Origin of the sequence: Rubritalea profundi, from assembly GCF_002954445.1 — a bacterium.
Classification (GTDB): Bacteria; Verrucomicrobiota; Verrucomicrobiia; order Verrucomicrobiales; family Akkermansiaceae; genus Rubritalea; species Rubritalea profundi.
Genome location: NZ_MQWA01000001.1, coordinates 3,802,603 through 3,829,333, shown reverse-complemented (window position 1 = coordinate 3,829,333; position 26,731 = coordinate 3,802,603). Strand labels below are relative to the sequence as shown.

At 47.7% G+C, this 26,731-nt stretch carries 27 protein-coding genes; 22 read left to right on the top strand and 5 right to left on the bottom strand.

Annotated features, from left to right (window positions below; translation table 11 throughout):
• The first annotated feature begins 7 nt into the window (after positions 1 to 7).
• The 16 genes from BSZ32_RS16700 (at position 8) to BSZ32_RS16625 (ending at position 14,212) form a co-directional block, all read left to right on the top strand.
• Positions 8 to 1,186 (top strand): aminotransferase class I/II-fold pyridoxal phosphate-dependent enzyme, encoded by a 1,179-nt coding sequence (locus BSZ32_RS16700; protein WP_105044468.1) that lies wholly within the window; start codon positions 8 to 10, stop codon positions 1,184 to 1,186.
• The gene (locus BSZ32_RS16695) at positions 1,183 to 1,368 is read left to right on the top strand and encodes a hypothetical protein (RefSeq protein ID WP_105044467.1); all 186 of its coding nucleotides are present in this window, start codon (positions 1,183 to 1,185) and stop codon (positions 1,366 to 1,368) included. The genes BSZ32_RS16700 and BSZ32_RS16695 overlap by 4 nt, the downstream gene beginning before the upstream one ends.
• Complete coding sequence (locus BSZ32_RS16690; RefSeq protein WP_165788911.1) at positions 1,350 to 1,949, top strand: CAAX prenyl protease-related protein; 600 nt, start codon at positions 1,350 to 1,352, stop codon at positions 1,947 to 1,949. Before BSZ32_RS16695 ends, BSZ32_RS16690 begins: the two co-directional genes overlap by 19 nt.
• Before the next feature lie 34 nt (positions 1,950 to 1,983).
• Positions 1,984 to 3,624, top strand: a complete 1,641-nt coding sequence (nadE, locus tag BSZ32_RS16685; protein WP_105044465.1) for an NAD(+) synthase — start codon at positions 1,984 to 1,986, stop codon at positions 3,622 to 3,624.
• Positions 3,625 to 4,051: 427 nt separating this feature from the next.
• Positions 4,052 to 4,576 (top strand): hypothetical protein, encoded by a 525-nt coding sequence (locus tag BSZ32_RS16680; protein ID WP_105044464.1) that lies wholly within the window; start codon positions 4,052 to 4,054, stop codon positions 4,574 to 4,576.
• Positions 4,577 to 4,738: 162 nt separating this feature from the next.
• Positions 4,739 to 5,344 (top strand): right-handed parallel beta-helix repeat-containing protein, encoded by a 606-nt coding sequence (locus BSZ32_RS16675; protein WP_105044463.1) that lies wholly within the window; start codon positions 4,739 to 4,741, stop codon positions 5,342 to 5,344.
• A 49-nt stretch (positions 5,345 to 5,393) separates the two neighbouring features.
• Positions 5,394 to 7,388 (top strand): ATP-dependent helicase, encoded by a 1,995-nt coding sequence (locus BSZ32_RS16670; RefSeq protein ID WP_105044462.1) that lies wholly within the window; start codon positions 5,394 to 5,396, stop codon positions 7,386 to 7,388.
• A gap of 71 nt (positions 7,389 to 7,459) precedes the next feature.
• Positions 7,460 to 8,275 carry an LpxI family protein gene (locus BSZ32_RS16665; RefSeq protein ID WP_105044461.1) on the top strand — a complete coding sequence of 272 codons (816 nt, stop codon included), beginning with the start codon at positions 7,460 to 7,462 and terminating at the stop codon, positions 8,273 to 8,275.
• Between the two features lie 80 nt (positions 8,276 to 8,355).
• The gene (locus BSZ32_RS16660) at positions 8,356 to 9,273 is read left to right on the top strand and encodes a Gfo/Idh/MocA family protein (protein WP_105044460.1); all 918 of its coding nucleotides are present in this window, start codon (positions 8,356 to 8,358) and stop codon (positions 9,271 to 9,273) included.
• A gap of 53 nt (positions 9,274 to 9,326) precedes the next feature.
• The gene (locus BSZ32_RS16655) at positions 9,327 to 9,950 is read left to right on the top strand and encodes a redox-sensing transcriptional repressor Rex (protein WP_105044459.1); all 624 of its coding nucleotides are present in this window, start codon (positions 9,327 to 9,329) and stop codon (positions 9,948 to 9,950) included.
• 75 nt (positions 9,951 to 10,025) lie between these two features.
• On the top strand, positions 10,026 to 10,424 hold the full coding sequence (locus BSZ32_RS16650) for a hypothetical protein (protein ID WP_105044458.1): 399 nt from the start codon (positions 10,026 to 10,028) through the stop codon (positions 10,422 to 10,424).
• Between the two features lie 69 nt (positions 10,425 to 10,493).
• Entirely contained in the window at positions 10,494 to 10,814 is a 321-nt protein-coding gene (locus tag BSZ32_RS16645) for a bactofilin family protein (protein WP_105044457.1), read from the top strand.
• 106 nt (positions 10,815 to 10,920) lie between these two features.
• Positions 10,921 to 11,397 (top strand): GtrA family protein, encoded by a 477-nt coding sequence (locus BSZ32_RS16640; RefSeq protein ID WP_165788909.1) that lies wholly within the window; start codon positions 10,921 to 10,923, stop codon positions 11,395 to 11,397.
• A 50-nt stretch (positions 11,398 to 11,447) separates the two neighbouring features.
• Positions 11,448 to 12,203 (top strand): glycosyltransferase family 2 protein, encoded by a 756-nt coding sequence (locus BSZ32_RS16635; RefSeq protein ID WP_105044455.1) that lies wholly within the window; start codon positions 11,448 to 11,450, stop codon positions 12,201 to 12,203.
• Positions 12,204 to 12,230: 27 nt separating this feature from the next.
• Positions 12,231 to 13,820 carry a hypothetical protein gene (locus tag BSZ32_RS16630; protein ID WP_129589809.1) on the top strand — a complete coding sequence of 530 codons (1,590 nt, stop codon included), beginning with the start codon at positions 12,231 to 12,233 and terminating at the stop codon, positions 13,818 to 13,820.
• 80 nt (positions 13,821 to 13,900) lie between these two features.
• Complete coding sequence (locus BSZ32_RS16625; RefSeq protein WP_105044453.1) at positions 13,901 to 14,212, top strand: hypothetical protein; 312 nt, start codon at positions 13,901 to 13,903, stop codon at positions 14,210 to 14,212.
• Here BSZ32_RS16625 and dnaB read toward each other — a convergent pair.
• A complete protein-coding gene (dnaB, locus tag BSZ32_RS16620; RefSeq protein WP_105044452.1) occupies positions 14,209 to 15,651 on the bottom strand; it encodes a replicative DNA helicase in 1,443 nt (480 codons plus the stop codon). The two genes, BSZ32_RS16625 and dnaB, sit on opposite strands and share 4 nt — an antisense overlap.
• A gap of 144 nt (positions 15,652 to 15,795) precedes the next feature.
• Between dnaB and BSZ32_RS16615 the strand changes: the two genes are divergently transcribed.
• Complete coding sequence (locus BSZ32_RS16615; RefSeq protein WP_105044451.1) at positions 15,796 to 16,854, top strand: permease; 1,059 nt, start codon at positions 15,796 to 15,798, stop codon at positions 16,852 to 16,854.
• 3 nt (positions 16,855 to 16,857) lie between these two features.
• Positions 16,858 to 17,658 (top strand): TIGR03943 family putative permease subunit, encoded by an 801-nt coding sequence (locus BSZ32_RS16610; RefSeq protein ID WP_105044450.1) that lies wholly within the window; start codon positions 16,858 to 16,860, stop codon positions 17,656 to 17,658.
• 54 nt (positions 17,659 to 17,712) lie between these two features.
• On the opposite strand, the gene BSZ32_RS16605 is transcribed toward BSZ32_RS16610, so the two are convergent.
• On the bottom strand, positions 17,713 to 18,018 hold the full coding sequence (locus tag BSZ32_RS16605; protein ID WP_129589808.1) for a hypothetical protein: 306 nt from the start codon (positions 18,016 to 18,018) through the stop codon (positions 17,713 to 17,715).
• Positions 18,019 to 18,071: 53 nt separating this feature from the next.
• A complete protein-coding gene (locus tag BSZ32_RS16600; RefSeq protein ID WP_105044448.1) occupies positions 18,072 to 18,431 on the bottom strand; it encodes a HesB/IscA family protein in 360 nt (119 codons plus the stop codon).
• Positions 18,432 to 18,598: 167 nt separating this feature from the next.
• Here BSZ32_RS16600 and lpxD point away from each other — a divergent pair, with 167 nt between their 5' ends.
• A complete protein-coding gene (gene lpxD / locus BSZ32_RS16595) occupies positions 18,599 to 19,645 on the top strand; it encodes a UDP-3-O-(3-hydroxymyristoyl)glucosamine N-acyltransferase (RefSeq protein WP_105044447.1) in 1,047 nt (348 codons plus the stop codon).
• Positions 19,646 to 19,661: 16 nt separating this feature from the next.
• Here lpxD and BSZ32_RS16590 read toward each other — a convergent pair whose 3' ends face one another.
• Positions 19,662 to 20,594, bottom strand: coding sequence for an ABC transporter ATP-binding protein (locus BSZ32_RS16590; protein ID WP_105044446.1), 933 nt, complete (start codon positions 20,592 to 20,594; stop codon positions 19,662 to 19,664).
• Positions 20,595 to 20,762: 168 nt separating this feature from the next.
• Between BSZ32_RS16590 and BSZ32_RS16585 the strand changes: the two genes are divergently transcribed.
• From BSZ32_RS16585 to BSZ32_RS16575, 3 genes are all read left to right on the top strand, one after another.
• Positions 20,763 to 23,552 (top strand): 2-oxoglutarate dehydrogenase E1 component, encoded by a 2,790-nt coding sequence (locus BSZ32_RS16585; RefSeq protein ID WP_105044892.1) that lies wholly within the window; start codon positions 20,763 to 20,765, stop codon positions 23,550 to 23,552.
• A gap of 29 nt (positions 23,553 to 23,581) precedes the next feature.
• A complete protein-coding gene (gene sucB, locus BSZ32_RS16580; protein ID WP_105044445.1) occupies positions 23,582 to 25,006 on the top strand; it encodes a dihydrolipoyllysine-residue succinyltransferase in 1,425 nt (474 codons plus the stop codon).
• Positions 25,007 to 25,082: 76 nt separating this feature from the next.
• Complete coding sequence (locus BSZ32_RS16575) at positions 25,083 to 26,003, top strand: DUF368 domain-containing protein (RefSeq protein WP_240610672.1); 921 nt, start codon at positions 25,083 to 25,085, stop codon at positions 26,001 to 26,003.
• Positions 26,004 to 26,254: 251 nt separating this feature from the next.
• On the opposite strand, the gene BSZ32_RS16570 is transcribed toward BSZ32_RS16575, so the two are convergent.
• A complete protein-coding gene (locus tag BSZ32_RS16570) occupies positions 26,255 to 26,674 on the bottom strand; it encodes a UPF0158 family protein (protein ID WP_105044444.1) in 420 nt (139 codons plus the stop codon).
• Positions 26,675 to 26,731 lie beyond the last annotated feature (57 nt).

The window sequence follows — 26,731 nt, the reverse complement described above, 5'->3', positions numbered from 1 at the left end:
TTTAGAGATGGATTATTCAAGTAAAATTGCGCGTCAAGTAGCTGCCGTTCCTCGATCCGGGATTCGAGATTTCTTCGAGCTTGTGCAGGGGCGAGATGACGTCATCTCACTCGGTGTTGGTGAGCCAGATTTCCAAACTCCATGGAATATTAGGGAAGCAGCTATCTATTCTTTGGAAAAAGGGCACACTAGCTACACCTCAAATCTAGGCTTACTCCAGCTGCGAAAACTTATTTCCGGATATGTGAGTGATTTTTTTGCTGTCGATTACAAAGCCGAGAGTGAAGTGTTAGTGACTGTAGGTGTCAGTGAGGCGATTGATATAGCACTGCGCGCGTTATTGAACCCTGGAGATGAAGTGATCTACCATGAGCCTTGTTATGTTTCCTATTGCCCGAGCATCACGATGGCTTACGGTGAGGCTGTGGCCGTCCCCACTTTCAAAAAAGACGGCTTTTCTCTCAAGGCTGATGCCTTAGAAAAAGTGATTACACCTAAGAGCAGGGTGCTGATGTTGAATTTCCCAACCAATCCAACCGGAGCGACGATCTCAAATGACGACCTAAAAGAGATTGCTGAACTCTGTGTGAAGCACGATCTCATGGTGATCACCGATGAGATTTATAGTGAGTTGCGCTATGATGATCCAGAGCATACCTCTATAGCGAGTCTCCCAGGGATGAAGGAGAGAACTATATTGCTCCATGGGTTTTCAAAGGCGTTTGCGATGACTGGTTTTCGACTGGGGTACGCATGTGCGCCTCAACCGATTATCGAAGCCATGATGAAGATTCATCAATACTCGATGTTGTGCGCACCCATTACCAGCCAAGCTGCAGCTATAGAAGCCTTACAAAACGGCGCGGAGTCGGTGGAGAAAATGAAGGCTAGTTATCACCAGCGCCGTGACTTCATGGTGAAGCGACTCAATGCAATGGGGCTCGATTGTCATAGCCCAGGTGGCGCATTTTATGTTTTCCCAGAAATTAGTAAATTTGGACTCAAGAGCAAGGAATTTGCTATGCGCTTGTTGGAGGCTACAAACGTGGCTGCAGTTCCCGGTGATGCCTTTGGTGCATGCGGTGAGGGGTTCCTACGTTGCTGTTATGCCACTTCCATGGAGGATATTGTGATTGCAATGGATCGCATCGAGCAGTTTGTTAGAATCCTAGAAACTCCAGCATGAATTTAGCTAATATCCGAAATAACAAGAGCTACGCCTATGTGGCTCCGCTAGCAATTTTCATGGTGCTCAATTTGCTGATGCAGATTGCCTGTGAGAGCGGTGTCGAGTGGGCGCACCCTAATGCGCGTGGTGGCGTGAGTGGCCAGAGCAATGGATGTATCCTTTGCAGACACTTATCGTAGGTGCTATTCTTTGTTTTTTCTGGAAAAATTATAGTTTCCGACCTTCAAAAGGGATTTTTCTCGGAGTGATTCTTGGCGTGATCGGGATAGCTCTCTGGATTCTGCCATCTTATTTGTACGATGCTCTTGGTTACACTGAAGAAACGGTTGGGGGGCTGAAATATTTTGGCTTTGCTCCGCGTGATGATGGGTTCGATCCCAGTGTGTTGATCCCGGAGTTCGGGGTTGCTGGTTATTGGGGGGCTACGATCTTTCGTTTTTTACGCGCAGTGGTGGTTGTAGCCTTAGTAGAGGAGCTCTTTTGGCGCGGATTCCTCATGCGCTTCTTGATCAACCCTAACGGAAATTATTGGAAGGTGCCTTTTGGGAAGCCGCGGCTGCTAAGTTACCTTGTGATCACAGCATCATTCGTGCTAATTCATCAACCTGTCGACTACCTAGGGGCACTGTTGTTTGGCTCACTGATGTATTGGCTTGCGTATAGAACTAAAAGCCTTGCTGCATGCGTAGTGATGCATGGAGTGGCGAATTTGCTGATGGGGATTTACGCGCTGCAATTTGGTGAATTCGGGCTTTGGTAAGACCTAATATCGAGTTACTTTCATTCCCTCACACATGAAAATTGGTATAGCACAGATAAATTCTAACATCGGCGACTTCCCCCGAAACGCAAAGCTCATCATGCAAGCCTATAGAGCCTGTGTAGATACAGGGGCTGAAATAGTGGTGACTCCAGAGTTATCTCTAGTGGGCTATCCACCACGAGATTTGGTCACTAAGGATCGCTTTGTCGAAAAGTGTCTACAAGCACTAGACTATCTGGCGGATGAAACCGGTGATATTCCATTGATTGTTGGCTACATTGATTTTCACGATTTTGTTCAGCCCGGCAAGCCACTGCGTAACGCTGCCGCATTCCTTCACCAGGGAAGAATACGTAAAAAGATTTGGAAGACATTATTGCCCTCATACGACATATTCGATGAGCATAAGTATTTCGAGCCCTCATCTGAATGTAAGGCGTTCAACTTCGGTGGGAGGCGCATTGGCCTTACTATTGGTGAGGACATTTGGCTGGAAGACTACATACGCCGACCGATTTACCAAAGAGATCCGATCGCTGAACTGAAAGAAGATGGTGCGGATCTCATCATCAACATTAGTGCGTCACCTTTCTATAAAGGGATACCTAAGCACCGCGCGAGCTTGCTGGAGGTTGTTGCGTGTGGTGCAAATGCTCCATTAGTCTGTTGTAATGCTGTGGGAATGAACGAACAACTTGTTTTTGATGGTAACTCGCTGGTGCTTGATGCTGATGGAAATGAGATTTCTAACCTGCCAGGCTTCACCTCATGCTTTAAGGTTGTCGACATTTCAAAATGCGGCACAGACGCACCCAAAATGCGCTGTATTGATGTGGAGGATGTCCACAAAGGCCTAGTGCTAGGTATTCAGGATTACGCTCGCAAGGCTGGATTCGGAGCTATTGCTATGATTCTCAATGGAAATATCGAATCTTCGCTGGTCGCATGTCTTGCAGTTCGTGCTCTTGGAGCGGATCAGGTCAAGGTTTTGATTATGCCGGACGAGTGCCAATCGATCGAATCCGTTTGTCGAGCTGTAGAATTAGCCGAAAAATTGGGGATTGAGCACAAGAATATCTCTGTCGATGTTGTGAAACAGTCAGCTGATTTAGTCTTAGGTGGAATTTTAACTGATCTTGACCACCCTCTAGTTGATCAGGGCGTTAGCTCTAGGATTAGAGCGATGTTGTTGATGGCATATGCGCGTAGTAATAATTATTTAGTACTCTCCTCAGCAAATAAGTCAGATCTATCGGTTGGCCACCAATTACTGGGTGGTGATAGTTCTCACGGTCTAGCTGTGCTCAGTGATGTGCCTAAAATTATTGTACATAAGCTCGCCCATTTCTCTAACAATGAGAGGGAGCTAATCTCAAAGGCTCTTATTGAACTTGAAGAAGAATCGTCCAAGAAGCCTCATAAATATGGAAATGAAACAGCTCCGCCCTATGTTCTGCTGGATTTGATATTAGAGCTTTACGTGAATTACCAACTCTCATGCGAGGATATCATCAATAGCCATGGCTACGCTGAGAATACTGTGAGATGGGTGCAGCGGAAGGTTGATTTGAATGAATGGAAGCGTCAGCAGGCGCCGCCGGGAATTCGTGTGACTTCGAGGGCATTTGGGATGTGTCGGCGAATGCCAACAGTTCAAGGATTTGTCGACTAGTCGTACTCATTTGTGTTATGAGTTAAAGCTCTATGAAAAAAACTCTTCACGGCAGAACTGGTATAACGTGCAAGGATTCAGCAAGGCGCGTTTACTGCTGGTGTTTTTGCTGGTCATTGTGGCTGGAGTTGGCGTCTTCTTTAAGTTGCGTAGATGCGCATTAGATCGGACGCGTCAGGTGCAGGTAGAACGCGCAGTACAGATTCAGTTGGCTCTTCGCAAGGATGTTCAATTGTGACTTATTCAAGTCCAAACGCACCTAGAGTTAGAGGAGGTCGATGAAGCCACTCGAGAGTTAAGACGCGCTAGTATACTGGATTCTGATAGCGCGTTCTTAACAAAAGTACACGAACTGAAAATCCGTATATTTCAGAACAAACAAGCAATTGCTCATCGGATAGAATTAGAAAAATTAAGGTCATCGATATTGGCACTACTCGAAGTTGAGCAACTAAACGACGCTTCAGAGCTTTTACTGAAATACTCAAAGTTAGCGGAGCAAGATGTCGCGCACCTCGCCCTCAAAGAGAAACATGACACGGCTGTTCAGCGTCGTCAGCAAATAGAAGAGAACTCAGAAGGATTCTCGACGGCAATTACAAGTTGGGCTGAAACGCAGGCCGCTCAACATTTGAGTGCTTTGCGATGGCTCGAAACAAAGCCAGAGGAGTTAGCTGAAATGGCTAGGCAGTTAGATCAACTTCGGAAGGTCGACAGAATCGTGACGTCCGTGGTTCAGGGTATCCAGTTAAAAGATTCGGGTGAATATTCTGCTCATTTATTAGAGGATGTCGAATCTGAGATAAAGCGGCTAGGGGAGCATCCAAAGTTGATTCTAATGCATCAAAAACTCCTTTCTCATCCTCAAGTAGTACGCGTTCCTGCTGGTGTCCCCACATTAGACGAAGCTTACTCACTCCTACAAAAGGGGGGGGACTATTGTGCTCGGTGAGGGTGTGTTTTATGTTGATTTAGAAATTAATAAATCTGTGGTTATCAAGGGGGCTGGAGTGGGTGTCACTATTATAGAGTCTAGAACAGTAAATGGGTCTGGGTTGCATTTTTTTCATCCTAAAAAAACCTCTAAAGTTTCCCATCTCTCCTTGCGTGGTTCATCAGTGACGCTGGGAAATATCCGCTTATTCTACACAGAGGGGGGCGGCTAGATCTTTCGCATGTGGAAATTTCAGGGTCAGCCAACCATGGAATGGCTGTCAGTGGCGGATTGGCTAAGATTGAGCATTGTAGATTCTCTGGCAACCACTGGGATGGTCTTGCAGTCTTCGGCCCCACCAGTAGCGTTCATGTGAATGATTCAATTTTTCAGGGGAATGCCGACCATGGAGTTGACGTTTGGGGGGGAGCGACTGCTCTGCTTGAGTCTTCAGTGATAGAAAGAAACTCTAAATCTGGAGTTGTGGTCTCTGGCATGAAGTCTCTAGTCACCCTAGTGGATGTGCATTCCAGAGCCAATCGTGAGTGCGGTATTTACCTTAGCCTAGGAGCTAGCCTCACGGCTGAGCGAGTCGAGGTAAGCAAGAATCGTTTTTCTGGCCTTATCGCTCAGCGTATTAATCTCTTGAAGTGGAGTAAGAGTGATGCCTCATCAAATGGAGAATTCGGCTACCTTATGGACCGTAACAGCATGCAGGTCTTAGAGGGAGAATTTGTAGGGAAAGAGAATAAACTAGGACTCAGGTCACAAAAGAGACTGAAGTGACTAATAGCTATTTGACACGCTAGCCATTGGGGTCTTCCATCTCGAGCAGATGTCTACAGGTTTCTCTCTTTCCAGTCTCAACGAAGCGCAGCGCGAGGCAGTAAACTCGCTCGATGGGCCAGTACTCATTCTTGCTGGTGCGGGCACAGGGAAAACGCGTACAGTGACTTGCCGTATCGCTAATATGCTACAGCAAGGTGTTCTACCGGAAAATATCCTCGCGGTGACATTCACCAATAAGTCCGCGGTCGAGATGAAGGAGCGAGTTTGCGGGATGGTATCTAAAGCCGCTGGCGAGGTGATTACAGTTTGTACATTCCACTCGCTTTGCGTACGAATCTTGCGTGAGGGCATCGAGAAGCTTGGATACAAAAAGAATTTCACGATCTATTCAGGTCAGGATCAGATCGGAATGATCAAGCAGTTGATTATCCGCAAAGGGGGCAAGGATATCAACCTCGATGCAAACCAGGTGATTAGCCTTATTTCAAATAATAAGAACGCAGGCATTCCCGCTCACGATCAAGCGGATGAACTCGTGGGTGCAATTGCGCTCGCTTATAATAACGAGCTTAGGGCTCAGAATGCAGTCGATTTTGACGACTTGTTGTTATTGGCTGAAAAGCTCCTCCGCGAGCACTCTGACGTCCGTGAGGTGATCCGCAAAAAGTACACTCATGTGACGGTGGATGAATTTCAGGACACCAATGGGCTGCAGGTTAAATTGTTAAAGCAACTCGTTGGAGTTCCCTACAATGTTTGTGTTGTGGGGGATGACGACCAAAGTATCTACGGCTGGCGTGGTGCGGACGTGACGAACATTTTGCAGTTCGAGCGTATCTTCCCAGACCCTAAGGTTATCCTGCTTGAGGTAAACTACCGAAGCTCCGCGGCAGTTCTCAAAACTGCTAACTCACTTATCAAACACAACCTCGGTCGCCGCGAAAAAGAGCTCAAACCATTCAAACCCGGAGGTAAACCTTTGCGTCTCATCACCATGCCAGGCGATGAGGAAGAGGCCGAGTTTATTGCTGAGGAAATGCACGAACGCAATGCTACTCAGAAAACTCCTTGGGAGGATTTTGCTATCCTTTTCCGCACCAATGCTCAGAGCCGAAATCTTGAGGTAGCAATGAGAGACATGAAAATCCCTTACCGAGTGGTTGGTTCTCAGAGTTTCTTTGACCGTAAAGAAGTGCGCGACTGTATCGCGTACCTACAAGTTCTTAATAGTCCGATTTCAGACGTCCCTTTATTACGGATATTGAATGCCCCGCCGAGAGGGATTGGTCAGGCTTCTGCATTGTTGATCACTGAAGCCAGTCGTGAGCGGGAATGCAGCATTTGGGAAGCGATGGGGGTAGAAGAGGTGTTGAGCCAACTCAGCACAAAAGTGCGCAATAGCGTGAATGCTTTTGTTGAACTCATTCTTAAATACCACGAACGCTTTGCCAGTGGAGAGGAATGCATGGGGACTCTGTTCCATGAATTCATCGAAGAGGTAGGCTACGAGGACTGGATGAGGCGCCATTGTAAAACTGAAAATGAAAAGAAGCAGCGAGGAGAAGGACTCAATGACCTGCGCTCGGATCTCGCTCACGCAACTTCAAAGAAACGGACACTTCAGAAGTTTCTCGACCACATGGCGCTTCAATCCGACAAGGATGATGACATTGAGAAGCAAAAAGGAGTCTGCATGATTACCCTCCACGCATCTAAAGGGCTCGAATTCCCTTTAGTCTACCTCGTCGGCTTAGAAAATGGCATTTTACCGCATAAGCGCTCGCTAGAAGAGGGGACAATCGATGAGGAGAGACGGCTACTCTATGTCGGGATTACCCGCGCTCAAGACGAGTTCACTATGACCTATTGTGCTTGGCGCACGAAATATGGAGACCGTACCAGCTGTGAGCCCAGCGTCTTTCTCAAGGAATTATCCTTCGATGATATTATAGAGGAAGATTATGACGACATCATGGGTGCTGAAGCGACCGAAGAGGAAACCGAAAGCTTCTTCGACGGGCTGAAGAGCCTACTCGAATAATCAGCCACCGCATTTTTTCTTTTAAGATCGAGAGTTGAATCTCTGCTGGGAATTGTTTCAATGTCTAGCAGATGCAAACGACAATTGGAATCATAGCAGGAAATGGAATCTATCCAGAAACTTTTATTGCTGCAGCGCGGAAGAAGGTGCCGGGTGTGAAGCTGGTCGTTGCTGGGTTTCACGGTGAAACGAAAGAGGAGGTTGCTGACCTCGTTGAGGCGATGGAGTGGTTTCGTGTGGGGCAACTCGGAGGAGTGATCAAATTTTTTAGTAAACAGGGGGTGAGCCAGGCCATCATGGTTGGTCAGATTGCGCCACGCAATCTCTTCGATCTGCGCCCGGATATGCGTACCCTGATGATGCTAGCAAGGGTGAAGGAGCGGAATGCTGAAACTTTATTTGGCGCTGTCGCCGATGAACTACAAAAAGACGGTATCGAGTTGATGGATGCCACCACCCACCTCAAAGAATTATTACCCAGTGCTGGCCATGTGTGCGGCCCAAAGCTCAAGAAACGCTCGATAGAGGATGCCGAATTCGGCTTCCGCACAGCCAAAGAAACCAGCCGAATGGATATTGGCCAGAGTGTTGTAGTTCGCCACGGCACAGTGCTGGCAGTCGAGGCATTTGAGGGGACCAACGCCTGTATTAAGCGTGGTGGTGAACTGGGAAGAGGGAAAAGTTGCACGCTGGCGAAGGTGTCTAAACCTAGTCAGGATTTCAGATTTGATGTGCCATGTCTCGGCGCTCTTACTATCGATGCTTGTTGCGAAGCGGGGGTGAGCGTCATCGTTTGTGAAGCTCATAAAACTCTCATCCTCGGTCGAGATGAAGTTGAGCGACTCTGTGACGAACATCAAATTACCGTTTATGCTCTCAAGCCATAGAGCAGAGTGCTATCCGTTAATTGTTAGTAATGCCTAGCTAACGGCTTGCCAGATGTGTGTTGATGGCATAAAAGCCACGCATGATAATCAAGGCAGGTGTAGCGGGTACTGGATCAATGGGGCGTAATCACGCCCGTATTTATTCGCTTTTAGAGAATGTGGAGCTAACAGCAATTTACGATCAGGATATTGATCGCGCTAAAGCCGTTGCCGAAGAATTTGGCGGAGTTGCAGTTTCTTCATTAGAAGAGTTAGCAGCACTTACTCAAGCCGTGAGCGTGGCCGTACCTACAGTGGTGCACCGCGAGGTAGGCTGTAAACTCATGGAACTCGGTTGTGACGTCCTCATGGAAAAGCCTATTGCAAACAGCCTTGATGATGCGCGCGCTTTGATTGAGACATCGCACGCAAAGGATAAAATCCTCCAGATTGGACACATTGAGCGCTTCAACCCAGTGATGCGCTCGCTTGAAGAACGCCTCACCGAACCCAAATTCATTGAAGCGCACCGCCTCTCACCATTCCCAAACCGCAGCATGGATATTGGAGTGGTGTTAGATGTGATGATCCACGATCTAGAAATCATCCTCCACCTCGTCAAAAGCCCGATAGCTAGTATTGATGCGGTAGGCGTCAATGTGTTGACTCACCGTGAAGACATCGCAAACGCGCGTATTCGATTTGAAAATGGCTGTGTGGCGAACGTGACGGCTAGCCGGATTTCACCTGAGAAAATGCGTAAGCTTCGGGTTTTCCAGGGCGATTGTTATCTCTCTCTCGACTACCAAGAGCAAAGTGGTGAGATGTATTGGAAAGAGGGTATGGAAATCAAGAAGAGTGATGTGGAAATTGAGAAAGATGAACCACTGAAGCTCGAGCTGGCATCCTTCATTGACTGTGTAGCCAAAGGGGAAACTCCGGCTGTTACTGGCACTCAAGGAGCTGCAGCTCTAGATGTAGCACTAGAGATAACCAATAAAATAGCACAATCGCTCTAGTTCAAACTGTGGATTCTGTTGCCAGCATCCAGAACTACATCTATATTTAATCTGTGGATAAAGTAGAAATACCGCGCAAGGCGATTTATCGTCTCTCGATCTATAGTCGATGCTTGAGACGATTGAGCGAAAAGGGGATTGAGACCGTTAGTTCTTCGGCCTTAGCGTCCGCTGCTGGGGTGAAGCCTGCTCAGCTACGTAAGGATTTAGGCTATTTTGGCCAATTTGGCACACGCGGTCTAGGCTATCCAGTTGAGGTGCTCCTTACAGCCTTTCGTGAAGTGTTAGGCCGTGCCGCCCTACAGCCGGTCATTCTTGTTGGTGCAGGAAACCTAGGACGGGCATTGCTTCGTTACGAAGGGTTTCTGAAGGAGGGGTTTGAGGTGTTAGCTGCCTTCGACAAAAGCCCAGAAAGTATAGATACCACTCGAGTCCCAGTGCCCTTGCATTCAGATGACGAGTTGGCTAATTTCATCAAAAAACACCGTGTACGCATGGCTATCCTATGTGTCCCAGCTGAATTTGGCCAAGAAGTGACTAATACATTGGTGGAGGCCGGTGTGCAGGGTATCCTCAACTTTTCTCCAACGATTCTTCAAACGCCAGATCACGTGGTTGTCACTCGTGTAGATCTTGCGATGGAGTTGGAGAACCTGAGCTTCTTTATAGACCAATAGAGTTTTGTAGGGACGAGCTAATTTTGTAAAATCAGACTTGCAGCTGATTGCCGATGAGGCATGGTCTGATGCCTTATGACAATCATCGAAAAAGCAAGTGAGGAATACACAGTTATTGAAGAGCTCCTCGGCGAACACCCAGATAGTACACAGCTTGAAATCGTGGGAGGAATTGACTGCGATGAGGAGGATATCGATTCGCAGCGCGAAGGTGGTGAGGATGACCCAATGGCTACAATCGAACTGATTGCTCATTGGAATCCTAATACCAAAGAAGGCATTCTTGATTGGTACTTTGCGCGTGAGAGTACCATTGACGAAGAAGAACCAAAGATTGAGCATGGTGGACCATTGCTTGCGTTCCGTTACGCTACCGATGAACCTGATCTAGATTCGCTTCTAGATGACGCTGTTCCAGCCTTAAATGATGCGGTTGAGTGGGCTGAATTTCAGCTCAATGACGAAGAGGAATAACCTAGTCATTTTTTATTTACAAATATTAAATTGCTCTAGTTGGTAATATGTGGTGAATTTATCGAAGTTATGGCAAATGCAACGAATGTTCTCGCGAGTGGGATCGAAATCATAGGTTCGATCAAGTTTTCTAACGATATGATCATCGACGGTAAGATCGACGGTGAAATCACTTCAGATAAAGGTAAAGTCACCATTGGTGAAAACGCAAGAATCAAGGGTGATATCAAAGCTGGTGAGGTAAAACTTTACGGTAAAGTAGAGGGTACTATCACATCCGAGCGTTGTGAGCTCAAGTCCAGTTCTGAACTCAAGGGTGACATCACCACTAAGATGCTTAGCACCGAAGAAGGTGCTGTGCTTTGTGGCCGCACAGCCATAGGTGGTTAATTCCTCCGAATGACAATTTCCAAAAACGTCGCTAACCATTACGCTAGCGGCGTTTTTTATCTAGATGACTACACCAAGGAAATACGCAGCATCGTTCATCGTTCCTGTGTTTGGGGAAATCCCTTTGCATCCTAAAGTTATTTTCGATGAACTTAGGCTCAAGGAAGGGCCGCTTTGGGCTCAGTTTTTTAAATACGGCGTTTGTGGGGTTCTTTCAACTGCAGTCCTAGTGCTCGTGCTGGCAATGTTTCAGTGGTACGCGCCGGAATACATGTCAGACGATTTACCGTTGGATGCACGAAAGAGTCATCTGCGGGTGGCTCTTTTTACAGCCTTTGTTCCAGCAAATCTTTTCGCCTATTTCACCAATCGTTGGTTAGTCTTCACCCCTGGTAAATTTGGGTTTTGGAGTGAATTGGCGGTTTTCACATTCATCTCGATAGTCAGCTTTACAGGAGGCGAGTTAGGTAAAAACTGGATGATTGATCTAGATTACCCCAACTGGATTGCCGCGAGCGCATTTGCTGTCAGTTCGGCCTTAGTGAATTTTGTTGCCAGAAAATTCTTGGTATTTTCACGATAATTTAGTGAAAGAAGGATTCCAACTATCCCGATTTCCAAACCTACACTTTTATGAGTCAATCAGCTACTAATCAACCACTCTCTGTGGTCATTCCAGCCTATAACGAAGCAGCAACTGTAGCTCAGGTTATAGACGCCGTTCTTGCAGTCCCCTTGGTGGGGGAGATTATCGTTGTGGATGACTGCTCCAGCGATCGAACTCCGAATATTGTTCAAGCGATTTCAGACTCAAATGAAAAAGTGCGTTTACTGCGTCACGAAGTAAATCAGGGGAAGGGGGCCGCGCTACGGACTGGATTCCAAGGTGCTACTTTGCCATTTGTGATCGTGCAGGATGCAGATCTGGAGTACGATCCGAACGAATTCCCATTGGTTGTGCAGCCTTTGATTGATAATGACTGCGACGTTTGCTACGGCTCGCGTTACTTGCGCAATAATCCACGACGGGTGCTTAGATTCTGGCATACTATGGGGAATCGCTTCCTAACAACCTTGTCGAATATGGTGACGGACCTCTATGTGACGGATATGGAAACTTGCTACAAAGCATTTCGCCGTGAGGTGATTCAAAATATAACAATCGAAGAAAATCGATTTGGCTTTGAACCGGAAGTGACCGCAAAAATTGCGCGTCGTAAATTACGTGTTATGGAGGTTGCTGTTTCCTACTACCCGCGATCAGTCGTCGAAGGGAAGCATATCGGCTGGAAAGATGGAGTTCGCGCAATCTATTGTATTTACAAGTACGGCCTATTTCGGCGAAATGAAAACCCTATGGTTATCTCCGACGACTCCAGCGACACCTAGGATCATTTACCCATTCCAGATTCAGCCATGAACCCACTCACAAGACAAGAACGTTGGCTCATGTGGTCGAGCATCCTAGTGGGTCTCGCCTGGATACTCTATCGCTTGCTTGCGAGTACTGGCTGGATTCTCGATGACGAAATTAGCCACTACCTCTTTTCAAAGAGCGTGTGGGAGAACTCTGATCAGATTTTCAACCACTGGACGCGACCTGGACGTAATCTACTGCACTGTCTAGCTGCGCCGTTTGGATTCACCGCTACTAGAATATTTACATTGGTTCTCGCCATGTTGTCGGTGTGGGTGACATTCAAAGTGGGTCGCATACTGAAGGTTAATCTGCTGTGGACGGTGCCCTTGATGCTGATATTCCAATCATGGTTCCCTGAGTTGAGCTACCCAGTGCTCACTCAGACACCTTTCATGCTCTTTTGGATACTGGGAGTTTGGTTAGCGCTGACAAAGCGTTGGCATCTTGCGGGGTTTTGCTTTGGTTATTTATCATTGATCCGCCATGAGGGCATCTTGCTTACCGCAGCTTGGGGGATTTGGTTGACCTTTAGCGAGGGGGGATTTGGTCAGCAGTGCATCTTAGTTCTTAGAAGGAAAGTTAAGGCCTTGAGTACGCTACCTAAGCTTGGTTGCGATGCGCTTTATGGGCTCAGCACTGTCTCTGCTATTATATTGTACAATCTAGCAGCATTGTGCTTCAACGGAACTTTCCCATTCTCGGTGTACTTTGAATCGGAGCCGACCACCATGTATGGAAGCGGGACGATCTATCATTACGTCCCTTTGCTGGCTAGCGGTGTTGGCGCTTTTTGTTTCATTCTCTCGATTGGAGGCATGTTTAACATTCGCACTAGACTTGGCGACTGGAGCCTCCTTCTGGCAACTTACCCGCTCTACTTTATCCTCCACTCTCTGATATACTGGCAGGGGGCATTTGCCTCTGGTGGTTACTACCTCTTTCTGATGCCTATGGCACCCTTCATTGCGCTCTTGGCTGCTGAGGGTTTGTCTCTCATTGTGGGGAAGGGCGACGTGCGTTGGCGGAATTGTCTCAGTTTGATCTTACCCGCACTTGTTGTTTTTGAAGGCTTCAACATGACCCATCATCAAGCTCGTCACCAAAACTGGGCTGTCATCTACAACGGGGATGGAAAGCCCGTTTTTGGCATCACAGCAAGACCTATGCGGAAAGGGGAGATGAACAATAAGCTCACTGAGGCTTCACTCTGGGCATCAAACAACTATCCTGAGGGTACGCTCATTCTAGCCAAACACGTGACTCACAATTTCACCCAAGGCACACTCGCCACTAAGCAGCGTGAGAGGATAGAGAACGCGCCGTTGCATACGATGCCAGTCGGCACAGTCTTCCTATGGGATCGGCTCTATTGCGATCACGAAAACCGCCTCAAATATAGCTCTTTCCATGAAAGCCAAGACTGGAAGGAAGTGGAAAGATGGAAGCTCGACTATCCAAAAGAGGGGGGGCAAACGAAAGATCAATTTGCTGTAATTATCTTTGAGAAGGTGAGTCAGATCGATCAATCGGACAAAGAGTACACTGAGTTAGGTGAGTCCGATAAATACAATAATGTCTACGACTAGGTCTAGGTCTAGGTAGATTACTCTCGATTGAGAGCTGGAGGTGTGTTATATTACTTGTTGAACATAAACAACATATACATATGAACACACTTCAGGAAATCAACGATGCGTGGTCGCATGCGGATAGGAATAAGATCGCAGCAATTCTTAGCGTCATCCCAGGCGTTGGCCACCTTTACAAACATCACTATGTGTCCGGCTTGGGAATTCTCATCGGCGGAAACGTGCTGACGCTATTCATCACGGCATGGCTTTCTTTAGCTACCTTTGGTTTGGCTTTGATCGTTCTGCCTGCCATGTACATCGCCGCTGTAGCAGCTAGCGCCTATTACCTAGAGGACTTTCACGGCAAGCATCAAATCCTCCACCCGTGGAGACAGGAGGATCACTAACCTGGCTCCATTTCCTTCGAGCTATTTTCGAAGCGCATGAGTTCCTTAATGAAGGTGAGGGGGATGGAGCCTGTGGGCCCGTTACGATTTTTTGCTAGGTTGAGTTCGGCTTCACCGTCCTTTTCGTCACGCTCTTCTTGGCTGTCCGCATAGTAAGCGGTACGGAAGAGCAGTCCCACCATATCAGCGTCCTGCTCGATAGACCCAGACTCACGAAGGTCAGACATACGTGGGGCTCCGCCGGTACGGCTTTCAGGGCCACGGTTGAGCTGCGCTAGCACGATGACTGGAATACTGAGCTCTTTGGCTAACGCTTTGAGTCCGGATGATATCTCAGCAATTTCACGTTCACGTGAGTTTTGAGCCTGCTTTGAGGTCGATCTCATGAGCTGAAGGTAATCAACAGCGATTATCTGAATGTCTTCTTCCTTTTTCTTGCGCCTAGCTTTGGCTCGCAGTTCGGAAATTGAAATGCCCGCCGTGTCGTCGATGAAGAGCTTTGACTCGGCTATCTCCTGAGCTGCATTCTTGATCTTTACTAATTCGGCTTTAGTGGGGATGAAGCCATTACGCAGGTTGGTGATAGCGTAACGGGCACGCGCAAAGAGAAGACGTTGTACAATTTGCTCAGAGGTCATCTCACAGGAGAAGAACATGGAGGGAAGCTTGGCATCGAGACAGACGTGCTCAAGGATGTTCATCACGAACGACGTCTTACCCATGGAAGGACGGGCTGCGATGACAAACATCTCACCCGCTTTCAAGCCATTACACATTGTGTCGAGTTGCTTGTAGCCGGATTTGAGTCCCATTGGGGCACCACCGCCCGCAAGGAACTTCTCAAAACTCTCGATTACTTTTCGGACGTCTTCTTTGACCGTTGGAGCTTGCTCTATATCAGCACCTTCGCGAATCGAAAAAATCTTTTGTTCCACCTCGTCGAGTAGGCCGGCGACCTCCTCTTGATCCTCGAACGAGCGCGTGATGGCCTCGGTGCAGGATGAAATGATGTTTCGTAGGATGTATTTATCCTTAACTATGGTGAGGTGGTGATCGAAATGTGCCGCAGTTGGGGCGTAAGTGTAAATTTCGGTCAACGCAGAGGGGCCGCCAATACTTTCTAGAACTCCGCGATCCATTAGGAGCTGCGTGAGTGAGACGAGCTCGACTGCAGTGCTGCCTTCGGAAAGGTCTTTGATAACTCGATAGAGTGTCTGGTGTGACGGGTGGTAGAAGTGCTCGGGAGTAAGGCCTAGTTCCTCGGAGCGCATCACATATTCAGATGGGTCCTGAAGCATCGAGGAGAGCAAAGATTTCTCAGGCCCTAGAGCATTGGGGAGCGATCGCTGGGCGAAATCTTCCTCGTCACTTTTCTGTGGTCCTTTCTGCAGTTCAGGGCCATTTTTTGGAGTCCATTTACTAGGTGCTTGCGTCGACATGTGAGCTGCAATGTGGGTTGAATATTTAGCAGAAGCAATCAGTAATTGGCTCTAAAAGTTGGGAGGTGTTAATTTTACTAGGAATTTCCTTTCGGTGAGTTGACGGATGGGGATTATCTCCCTAGTTCTTGTGAGCACTTTTTTATGGAATCCTTTTCTCAAAGCACGTTTGCCTATTTCTTTCTAAGCCTTCTGATCGAAGGTGCACCTTTCATTTTATTGGGGACGATGGTGAGTGGGTTCATCGATATTTACATGCCGTCTGGGGTGTTTGAGCGCTTCTTGCCGAAGCGTAAGGTGCCCGCTGTTTTACTCTGTGGTCTACTCGGCTTGGTGTTGCCCGTGTGTGAATGCGCCGTCGTTCCGGTGATTCGGAGGTTGGTGGCTAAAGGTCTCCCCGTTTCGTGTGCCTTCACCTACATGCTTGCCGCCCCCATCGTGAATCCAATCACAATCTTAAGCACCTGGAGCGCATTCAATGAGCAGCAAGCTCTGTACATCACTTTATCTCGGATCGGGATAGGGTATTTGATCGCAGTTGTTGTTGGTTTCGTGCTGATGCTCGTCCCAGTAGAGAAGGTAATACGTAAGTCTCTGCTAGAAAAAGTGAAAGCCTTGAAGCCTTCAGAAAGCTCCTGCTCACACGCGCACCACGAACACACCTCTGAATGCTGTTCGTCACATCACGGAGAAGAACATTCCCATGTGCACGCGCCGAAGCCTGAAGAATCGTCGCATAGAGTCGTGGCTGCTATGCGCTCTGGGATGAAAGACTTCGTAGATGTCGCGGTGTATTTTACGATTGGAGTTTGCCTGACAGCGATGTTCAATATTCTACAGGTTGATTATCACGATAGCATTTCAGCGTATGCTTCAGATCCCTTTAAGGGAACTGCACTACTGATGGTGTTGGCCTTTGTGTTGAGTGTGTGTAGTACCTCAGACGCCTTCCTGGCTGCATCTCTTGGGTCATTTAACTACGCATCAAAAATGGCATTTATGGTATTCGGCCCAATGCTTGATGTGAAGTTGCTCTTTCTCTATCAGACAGTAATGCGTGGGAAGTTCTTGTTCGTCTTCTGCATCTTCCTTTTTGTGGCAGTTGGAGGGGTCTGTATCGCGTGGGCTGAGTGGGATGCACTATTTTTATGGAGTCAGAGTTTGAGCAATCAACTCTCTGGTAACGGAAAGGGAGGGTTGTAAGTTATGTGGAAATACGTGCAACGCGTGCTATTCTCGTGCTGTATACTCACTTGGGGTGGGGTGATGCTCTACTTCTACCAGAGTGTGCATTTGGATGCTTATCTGGCGCCTAATTTTCAAATCACTGTACTGATTGGCGGGTTGGCTTGCTCGATAGTTGGTCTTTTCAATCTGATCAATTTCAGGGTCCACACCGATTGTCATCACGGCGGTGACTGTGGTCATGATCATGAAGGGTCAGACCTCAATCCTATCGTCGCGCTGACAATTATCTTGTTCCCGCTTATTTTCTCCCTCGTTAAGACTGAGCATAAGTTGGATGATACGCATCTTGCTAAAAAGTCAGCTCAAGATCTAGATCCAGCTTCCATGCGGTTTCTCGCCGACCTCCCACCATTCACTAAGGAGACCTTGGAGGCGACTAGACAGAAGGCTGCGGACGGGTTTTACGAAATGAATTTACTCGAGCTATTCTACTCAGCTGGCGATTCTGAGTTAGAGCGCGTATTTACGGGCTTACAATTTGAGACCGAAGCGATGCTGCGGTCTGAGCCGAATCGAAACCCTAAAGGGAATCGCATGCGGCTTTACCGGATGTTTATCACTTGCTGTGCTGCCGACATGAAGGCTATTCCTATGTCGGTGGAGTTTGAAGGTGACCTTCCAATTTTTGAGCCAAATACTTGGGTTAAAGTAGGCGGTGAGATGCGCTACGAACATATCGGAGGAGTCACATATCCAGTGATGCTTGTGAAGCGTATCGAGCCAATTCCTTCACCGAACGCTGGAAATCTTTACAAATAAAAAGCCACCTGAGTAAGGTGGCTTCAGATAAATTGGTTTTAGCTAGTAGTGCTACTAGCTCTTAAGCTCAGGGATCCGGAAGATCTTTGCTGTTGAGATGATTGGTTTTCCGGCCTTATCTCGCTTAGCTGTCGAAGTGTCTCTGGCGAGGTGTCCAGGTCTCATGCCTTTCACATCAATTACATTGTGTGGCCTGTAGGGGCTAATGACCTGAGTGGTGCTGGTTTTGTACTGATACGCAGCAGGGTAATTTTTATCACCAATCACCGGATTGAGGTTGTTCGCTACTGTGGTGGAACTAGAGCAAGAAGCTAAGGTGAGGAGAGAGATGCTGCTGAGAATGACGTAAATTGGTTTCATGAGATTGATAATGTATTTATAAAATAGAACGAGGCTGTGCGAGTCAAAACTCACTAAGCAGCAAAACTTTCACCACATGAGCAAGTAACTTGTGCGTTGGGATTCGTCACTTTGAATCCACCTTGTTGGAGGTCTTCTGAGTAATCTAGTTCACTACCAGCTACAAAAAGCGCACTTTTGGGGTCAATGACTACATTGACAGAATTACTGGTCACCAGGATGTCGCGATCGCGTGGGCCGTCGACCAAATCCATTTTATATTGTAATCCTGAGCAACCACCACCAACGACAGCAATGCGGAGCGCTCCATCTGATCTTCCCTGTTTTTCAAGGAGTTGGCGTAGGTGGCCGGATGCTCCTTCAAGTATCTTAATGAGCTTTTCGTTACCGACCTTGTAGTTGACTGCGGACATACGAGGAATATGCAGCTACTGGGATATTTTTGAAGCCGAAAAATGCTGAGTGTCAATATATAGCTAGGGAAGCATCGATAATTGAATATACCCTCAGCCTGATTGATGGTGCTTTACACCCTAAATTAGCAAGGGTTGTAAACTGTGGCTGACAATTTTGATAGACCATGCATTCTATTTACGTGCAACTAACATTGGAAGAAATTATTGAACTAACGAGTGGAAAGCTCGTCAGTGAGGGGAGCGCAAGTAGCTTCAACGGTCTCGCATCACTCAAGGAGGCCTGCGCGGCTGACGTGTCATTTCTTGGTAATGAGAAATATTATGCTGATTACTTAGCGACTAATGCTGGAGTGGTTTTAGTCCCCTCAATAGTAGATGAGTTTCCTGGTGGCTCAGTGGCGATTGAGGTTGATAACCCGAGTTTCGCTTTTGGACTCATTGTTAAAAAATTAGCTTCAAAACAAAGGGTGTTTAAGGCTGGAGTGCATCCTGCGGCATGGGTCGCGGATGATGTTGTTTTTAACGCAGATAAAGTTTCGATCAAAGCTGGTGCTGTTGTCGAGAGTGGTTCTCGTATTGGTGATGGAACCGAGATCAACAGCAACGTGTCAATTGGTGAGGGAGTTGTTATCGGAGAGGAATGCGTCCTTCACTCAAATGTTGTCGTCCGTGAGTTTTGTGAGCTAGAGGACCGAGTTATCCTACAGCCTAGTTGCGTGATTGGTTCTGATGGATATGGATACGAGCTTGTTGACGGACGCCACACAAAGGTGGATCAGGTTGGCATTGTTGTGCTTCAAAATGATGTCGAAATCGGCGCTAACACTGCGATTGATCGCGCGCGCTTCGGTAGAACAATTATAGGCGAGGGGACTAAGGTGGATAACCTAGTGCAAGTCGCCCATAATGTTGTTACAGGTAAACATTGCTTGATCGTAGCCCAGACTGGATTAGCTGGAAGTTGTGAGCTAGGAAACTATGTGACCGTCGCCGCTCAGGCGGGTGTCGCGGGCCACATAAAAGTGGGTGATCAAGCGGTTTTATTAGGTCGCACTGGTGCGGCCAAAAATCTTGCAGGTGCCCAGATGTATATGGGAATGCCTGCTCGACCGGTAAAAGAGGAGCAGAAGAAGCTCGCATCCCTTGCTCGACTACCGAAATTGCTTAAAGAATTTAAGGAGCTTAAAAAGAGTCTAAATGACGCAGGCTAATCCCTAATTAGAGGTGTTAGTCTTGTCGTGTGAGCTCCACGAAGACTTCTTCCAATGTGGATTTATGTCGGTGCAATGAGCGCACCGGCCAACCGTATTGGTTGGCGAGTCGTGCCACTTTTTCGCGAGAGTCAGTTCCTGAGTCGCAGAGGATTGTGAAGTTGAGCCAATCGGTAGTTGTCGGGTTTGCTATAACTTTCTTCACGTTGTCGACTCGCTCGATTGCCGCTTGAATAATCGCGGCGTCACCGCGCACCTCAAGTTCGATGTGTCCAGCTGCACGCATATTGCGAATTAAATTCTCAGGTGTGTCAGAAGCCTTGATTTGACCTGAGTCAATAATCACAACGTGATCCGCAACCATTTCCACCTCACTGAGGATGTGAGTGGATATTAAGATCGTATGTTTTTCTCCCAGGCGCTTGATGAGCTTACGAATTGAGCGGATTTGATTGGGGTCAAGGCCGTTGGTTGGCTCATCTAAAATAAGTAAGGGGGGCTGATTTATAAGTGCATCAGCGAGCCCGACGCGTTGGCGATAGCCTTTTGATAGAGTCTTGATCATTCTACGGCGCATGTGCTGCAGGCCGCACATCTCGAGTGCTTCACCTACGTGATTTCGAGCATCACGGCCGCGCAAGCCCTTAAGGTGCGCGCGGAAGCTCAAATATTCTTTAACTCTAACATCGTCATAGAGTGGCACATTCTCAGGCATGTAACCGATTGAGCGCCGTGCTTGAATGGATTCTTTAAAGACATCGAAGCCGTTGATTTTGGCTCTCCCTGAGCTGGGAGGAAGGAAGCCCGTGAGCATTCTTAACGTGGTAGTTTTACCCGCTCCGTTAGGTCCGAGGAATCCGACAACCTGGCCATTCCCCACTTCGAAGCTTAAATTATTAACTGCTGTAAAGCGGCCGTAGCGTTTCGTGAGGTTTTGAACTTCGATCATAATGAGGCGAATTAATATAAATAATGAGTATATAGTCAAATTTGCGACGAAAATATCAGATGCGCGATTGACTCTTGCGTGCTGGACTTCTAAGTAAAGTCATCTTCCGTGATGACCAAGCATTAAATGCTGCGCACGGACAAGTTTACAGCCCACACATCCACCAAAATGAAATCATCTGTCTCTGCTCGACTCAATGCAGACCTACTTGACCAAAAATATGAACAGTGGTGCGACGACCCGCGCACTGTTGAGGAAAACTGGTCCTCATTTTTCGAAGGTTTCGAGCTCGGCTCGGCCCAGGTAAAAGAAAAGGATGGAGTAAGCACCGCTAAGTCCGGTGCTGCATCAGTTCCTGCTGAAAGCCCATTATCCGATGAGCATAACTTAAATTTCCGAGGTAAGTGTGTTAGCTTGGTGTACAACTATCGTACACTTGGTCACACACAGGCTCAAATCAACCCGCTCCATGATAAGGCACCGCATAATCCGCGCCTTGAGTTGAGTCAGTTTGGACTAACTGATGCTGATCTTCAACGTGAAGCATCCACACAGTTTTTCCGTGCAGGCCAGAAGATGAAGCTTGGCGAGATGATTCAGGGACTAGAAGAATGTTATTCTAGTAAGATCGGTTTTGAGTTCATGCACATTCATAATACGGTTGTGCGTAATTGGATTCGCCGAAAAATTGAACATCGTTTTGAAGAGCGTTACGCACAAGATCATTCACATGAAAAAATTCTCGGTTGGATTCTTGAGTCTGAGTTATTCGAGTCATTCATCGGCAAGAAATTCCTCGGTGAGAAGCGCTTCTCACTTGAAGGAGGTGAAGGCCTAATGGTTCTGCTTAATACGATCCTTGAGAAATGCCCGATTAGCTCAGTGAAAGAGATTGAACTTGGTATGGCTCACCGTGGCCGACTCAATGTTCTGCGTAATTTCCTACATAAGTCGCTTACTACTCTTCTTTACGAATTCACTCCAGACTATGTACCCGCGATCGTTGCAGGTGATGGCGATGTTAAGTACCACCTTGGATATGAAAAGGTGCGTCAACTTGATGACGGTGAAGTTCGCCTCAGCCTAGCGGCAAACCCATCCCACCTCGAAGCTGTCAATGCTGTTACTGAAGGTAAGGCTCGTGCTCGCCAACGAATCATCGGTGACGATGGTGTAAAGACTGATCGCAAGCAAGTTCTCCCAATACTCATCCATGGTGATGCAGCCTTTGCTGGACAAGGTTCAGTTGCTGAGGTTCTCAACCTCTCACAGCTTCCAGGTTACCGTACAGGCGGCACTATCCACCTCATCGTGAATAACCAAATTGGTTTCACCACGATGCCGGAAGACGCTCGTTCATCCGCTTACGCGACTGATGTTGCAAAAATGATCGAAGCTCCTATTCTTCACGTCAATGGCGAGGATCCAAAAGAGCTCGTCTGGGCCGCACTATTTGCCCTCGAATTCCGCCAGAAGTTTGGTCGCGACATCGTGCTCGATATGTACTGCTACCGTCGCCAAGGTCACAACGAAACTGACCAAGCCGCATTCACCGCGCCGCACATCTACGGGAAGATAGCCAAGCGCAAAACTCTCGGTCAGTCCTACAAAGCTGAACTCGTTGCGACTGGCGAGCTAACACAAATCCAAGCAGACTCGGTCCAAGACAATATTTGGAATAGACTTGAAGAAGGTTACCAGAAAATGCGCGCTATCGAGAAGGAAGGGGATCGCTCTAAATTCACAGGCTCCACCGCGGAACCTCAAGCGTCCTATTCACATGCACCAGTAAACACGGGTCTCACACTCGACACAATCAAGCACATCGGCAACACGCTTACTAACGTGCCCGCTGAGTTCAATCTTCACCCGACGCTCGCTAAGCGCTTTGTCCCACGCCGTGCAGAAGCGCTTCGAAATGGCGAAGGAATTGACTGGGCATTTGCTGAGTCTCTAGCCTGGGGTGGACTCCTCATGGAAGGGCACCCAGTACGACTCTCTGGTCAGGATTGCCGTCGCGGTACATTTTCTCAGCGTCATGCAGTCTTTTACGATAGCCAGACACGCGATCGCTACTTCCCACTACAAAATCTTTCAAATGATCAGGCGAAGTTCTGTGTCTACAACAGCTTTCTGTCTGAGTTTGCAGTGTTAGGTTTCGATTACGGTTATTCGTTAGGTTGCCCTAACATGCTTACTATGTGGGAAGCTCAGTTCGGTGACTTCTCTAATGGAGCGCAGGTTATTATCGACCAATTCATTGCTTCCGCTGAATCCAAGTGGCAGACACCAAGTTCGCTTGTGATGTTACTTCCACACGGCTATGAAGGAATGGGGCCTGAGCACTCGAGCGCTCGCCTCGAACGATTCCTCCAACTCTGTGCTGACAATAACATGCAGGTTGGCAATTTCACAACGCCAGCACAGTACTTCCACGCGCTTCGCCGTCAGAAAAAGCGCGCATTCCGCAAGCCGCTTATCATCATGACCCCAAAGAGCCTGCTCTCACGTGCAGAAGCTGTTTCAAGCATTGATGACATTACCGATGGTACTTGCTTCCAGGAGATCCTCCCTGACGACAAGGTGTTCACCAATCCTGAGAAGGTAGACCGCATCGTTTTCTGCTCAGGCAAGGTGTACTACGATCTCATTCAGCACCGTAAAGATACTGGTGATGAAACGACTGCGATTCTCCGAGTTGAACAACTTTACCCATACCATGAAGAAATGGTGAAAGCGCTCTCGAGTCAGTTCCCCAACGCCGCTAAGTACGTATGGTGTCAGGAAGAGCCTAAGAACATGGGTGCGTGGAGCTTTATTAGCCCACTCCTCATGGATACCTTTGATGCTCGTATCCGCTACGCAGGGCGCAAGGGCGCTGCTAGCCCCGCTACAGGCTCCAAGGCTGTACACAAACGTGAACAGAAGACTCTCCTTGAGTTGGCGTTCAACATCTAAATCTCACAAATCTTTATCCAACTAGACATATGTCATTCGAAGTAATTATCCCAAATGCAGGTGAGTCAGTCACGTCAGCAAACGTCGCCCAGTGGCACGTTGCCGACGGTGCGAGCGTCTCAAAAGGCGACATTCTCCTGACCATCGAGACCGATAAGGTTTCATCTGAGCTCGAGTCTGAGCAATCCGGTACTATTCAAATTCTCATCCCTGAAGGTGAAGAAGTAGCCATCGGAACAGTGGTAGCTAAGATCGATACCGCTGGCGCATCTACTCCTGCTGCCGCTCCAGTAACACCAGCTCCTGTGGCTGAAGTTGCTGCTCCTGCCGCTGCCGCACCAGTATCCACTGGCGGTGAAGTAGTAGAAGTGCTCGTGCCTGCGGCAGGTGAGTCAGTCACATCCGCGAATGTTGCCAACTGGCAAGTATCCACTGGTGATGTCGTCACTAAAGGTGATGTGCTAGTAACTCTCGAGACTGATAAAGTTTCCACTGAGCTCGAAGCTGAGGTTTCTGGCGCTATCGAAATCATCACCCCAGAAGGTGAAGAAGTCGGTATCGGCACATTGATCGCTAAGATCACAGTTGGAGCCGCAGCACCCGCTGCCGTAGTCGCAACACCTGCACCTGTCGCTAAGGCAGCAGCCCCTGTATCAGTCGCCGCACCAGCTAAAGCAGTCGCAACTCCTGCGATAAAGCCATCACTCTCTGCACCTGCTGGTTCAGGTGAGAAGGCTGGCGCTGCAGTGACAGAAGGTCGCACAACGCGCAAGAAGATGTCCATGTTGCGTCGCAAGATTGCAACACATCTCGTTAACGCTCAGCAAAGTGCTGCTATTCTTACTACTTTCAATGAAGTGGATATGTCTGCCATTATGAAGCTCCGCAAAGAGGTTCAGGAAGACTTCGTCAAGAAGCACGGCTGCAAACTCGGCTTCATGTCCATCTTTGTGAAAGCAGTTTCTCAAGCACTCAAGGATGTGCCTAGCATCAATGGTCGCATCGAAGGCACGGACGTCATCCAGAACAACTTCATCGATATCGGCTGCGCAATTGGAACGGATAAAGGTCTCGTTGTTCCAGTTCTCCGCGATTGCGACAAGAAAGGCTTCGCCACTATTGAGAAGGACATTCTCAATTACGCTACGAAGGCACGTGAAGGGAAAATTGAAATGTCCGACCTTCAGGGTGGCAGCTTCACTATCTCCAATGGCGGCGTCTACGGTTCACTTCTTTCCACACCGATCCTCAACTCACCACAATCTGGCATCCTTGGGATGCACACTATTCAGCAACGCCCAGTTGCTGTGAATGGTCAGGTTGAGATTCGTCCGATGATGTATCTAGCACTCAGCTACGATCACCGCCTTGTAGACGGCAAAGAAGCAGTAACATTCCTCATCCGCATCAAAGAATGCCTTGAGAATCCGACTCGCATGATGCTCGAAATGTAATCCAACATTTTACCTTGAAATTTACCACAGCGCAGACTCGAAATGAGCTGCGCTGTTTTTATGCAATCCCCACGTTATGAACTTATTCGGAGTATTTTTAAAAGGCTTTGCCATGGGCGCAGCCAATGTTGTCCCTGGAGTCTCAGGCGGCACAGTTGCCTTCATCACTGGCATCTACGAGAGACTTATCAACGCATTGAAATCGTTTGATTTTAAAGCGATCAAGTTACTCGGTTCATTCAAAGTTAAGGAATTCATTGCGCACGTGGACTTCTGGTTTCTTGCAGCTCTTGGAGTCGGAGTACTAACCAGTGTGCTCACTTTGGCGAAGGTGTTAGAAGTTGGCTTCGAGAAATACCCGATCTATGTCGCAGCTTTGTTTTTTGGCCTCATCGTAGCATCCATCCCATCCGTAGGAAAAATGGTGAAGAAGTGGTCGCTCTCTCGGTTTGTTGCATTAGCTGCCGGTCTAGCGATAGCGCTCTGCTTGGCATTCACTCCTTCAGCCAGTGAGAACACCAACCTCTTGTATCTCATGCTTTGCGGTGTTGTTGCGATGTGCAGCATGATTATTCCAGGAGTCTCAGGATCCTTTGTTCTTCTTTTGATGGGGAATTACCAACTCATCATGATTGCCTCCGTCAACAAGGTAAGTGAGGGGAATTTAGCAGAATCACTCCCAATATTACTTCCGGTCGGAGTGGGGGCTGTCGTCGGTCTTATAGCACTCTCTCACTTCCTTAGCTGGCTCTTCAAGAGGTTTCACGACATAGCTGTGTCAGTCATCACTGGCTTCGTCGCTGGCTCACTGGTCATCATTTGGCCATGGAAGATCCCTGGAGAAACAATAATCAAAAATAGCGAAGTAAAGATTCTCAGCTACACAAACCATATACCCCAAATCGACGCTCAACTAGCCATCGCTGTCTTAATCATTTTTATAGGGGCCGCAGTCATGTTAGGTGTGGAGAGATTAGGATCAACTAAGACGGAATAAAATCGGGAGATTGGGTTTTTATTACGTATGTTTGCTAAAAACAAAAGCGCACTAACGAACGCTTCTCAGCACTCTTCATTTCGTGATTTGTGAAATTCGAGGTAAAGATGTTTCATTGTCCCAGCCTTTGCTACATTTCGCGGTAGAAATAGCTTCATCCTTTTTGGCATCGACGATGAAGCCCCGCCGCAGTCGTCAAGCCGACCCTACCTCAGATCGGTGTCGATCCACGCGCAGCCCATAGGTGTTTATCAGTCAGCTACTAGCTTGATTCCATTGCTTTCGCACCAAGCTATTAGCGCCGATTTCGTCTGTTCATCTTCAAAGTCGTACCATTTTTGAAGTAAATTATTACGTTCGAGAAAATCCCTAAATCGAGCGTATGCGCCACGCTTACTAAAGTAATTACTCACTTGGCCTTCCTGGTCTGGAGCCACTTTTCTCATAAAGCGAAAGACAAGCGTCTGACCTAGATCGAGATCTCTCTTGCTGGGGATGACGGCATACTCATCATTTTCATCGATGTTTTCAGGAAGTTCTTCTTCATTGTCCCCAAACTCACTGTGCCAGTAGGTCTTTCCTGTTAGCTTGGAGATATAAGCTGTATTCGAGTATTCATCACCGAAATGTACGTACGCGTAGGATTCTTCTATATCACATAATTTTAGCATGATTTTAAATTCTTAGCATACTTGCCAAGGGTGAGTCGAGAGTCTCTTGCAAAAAAA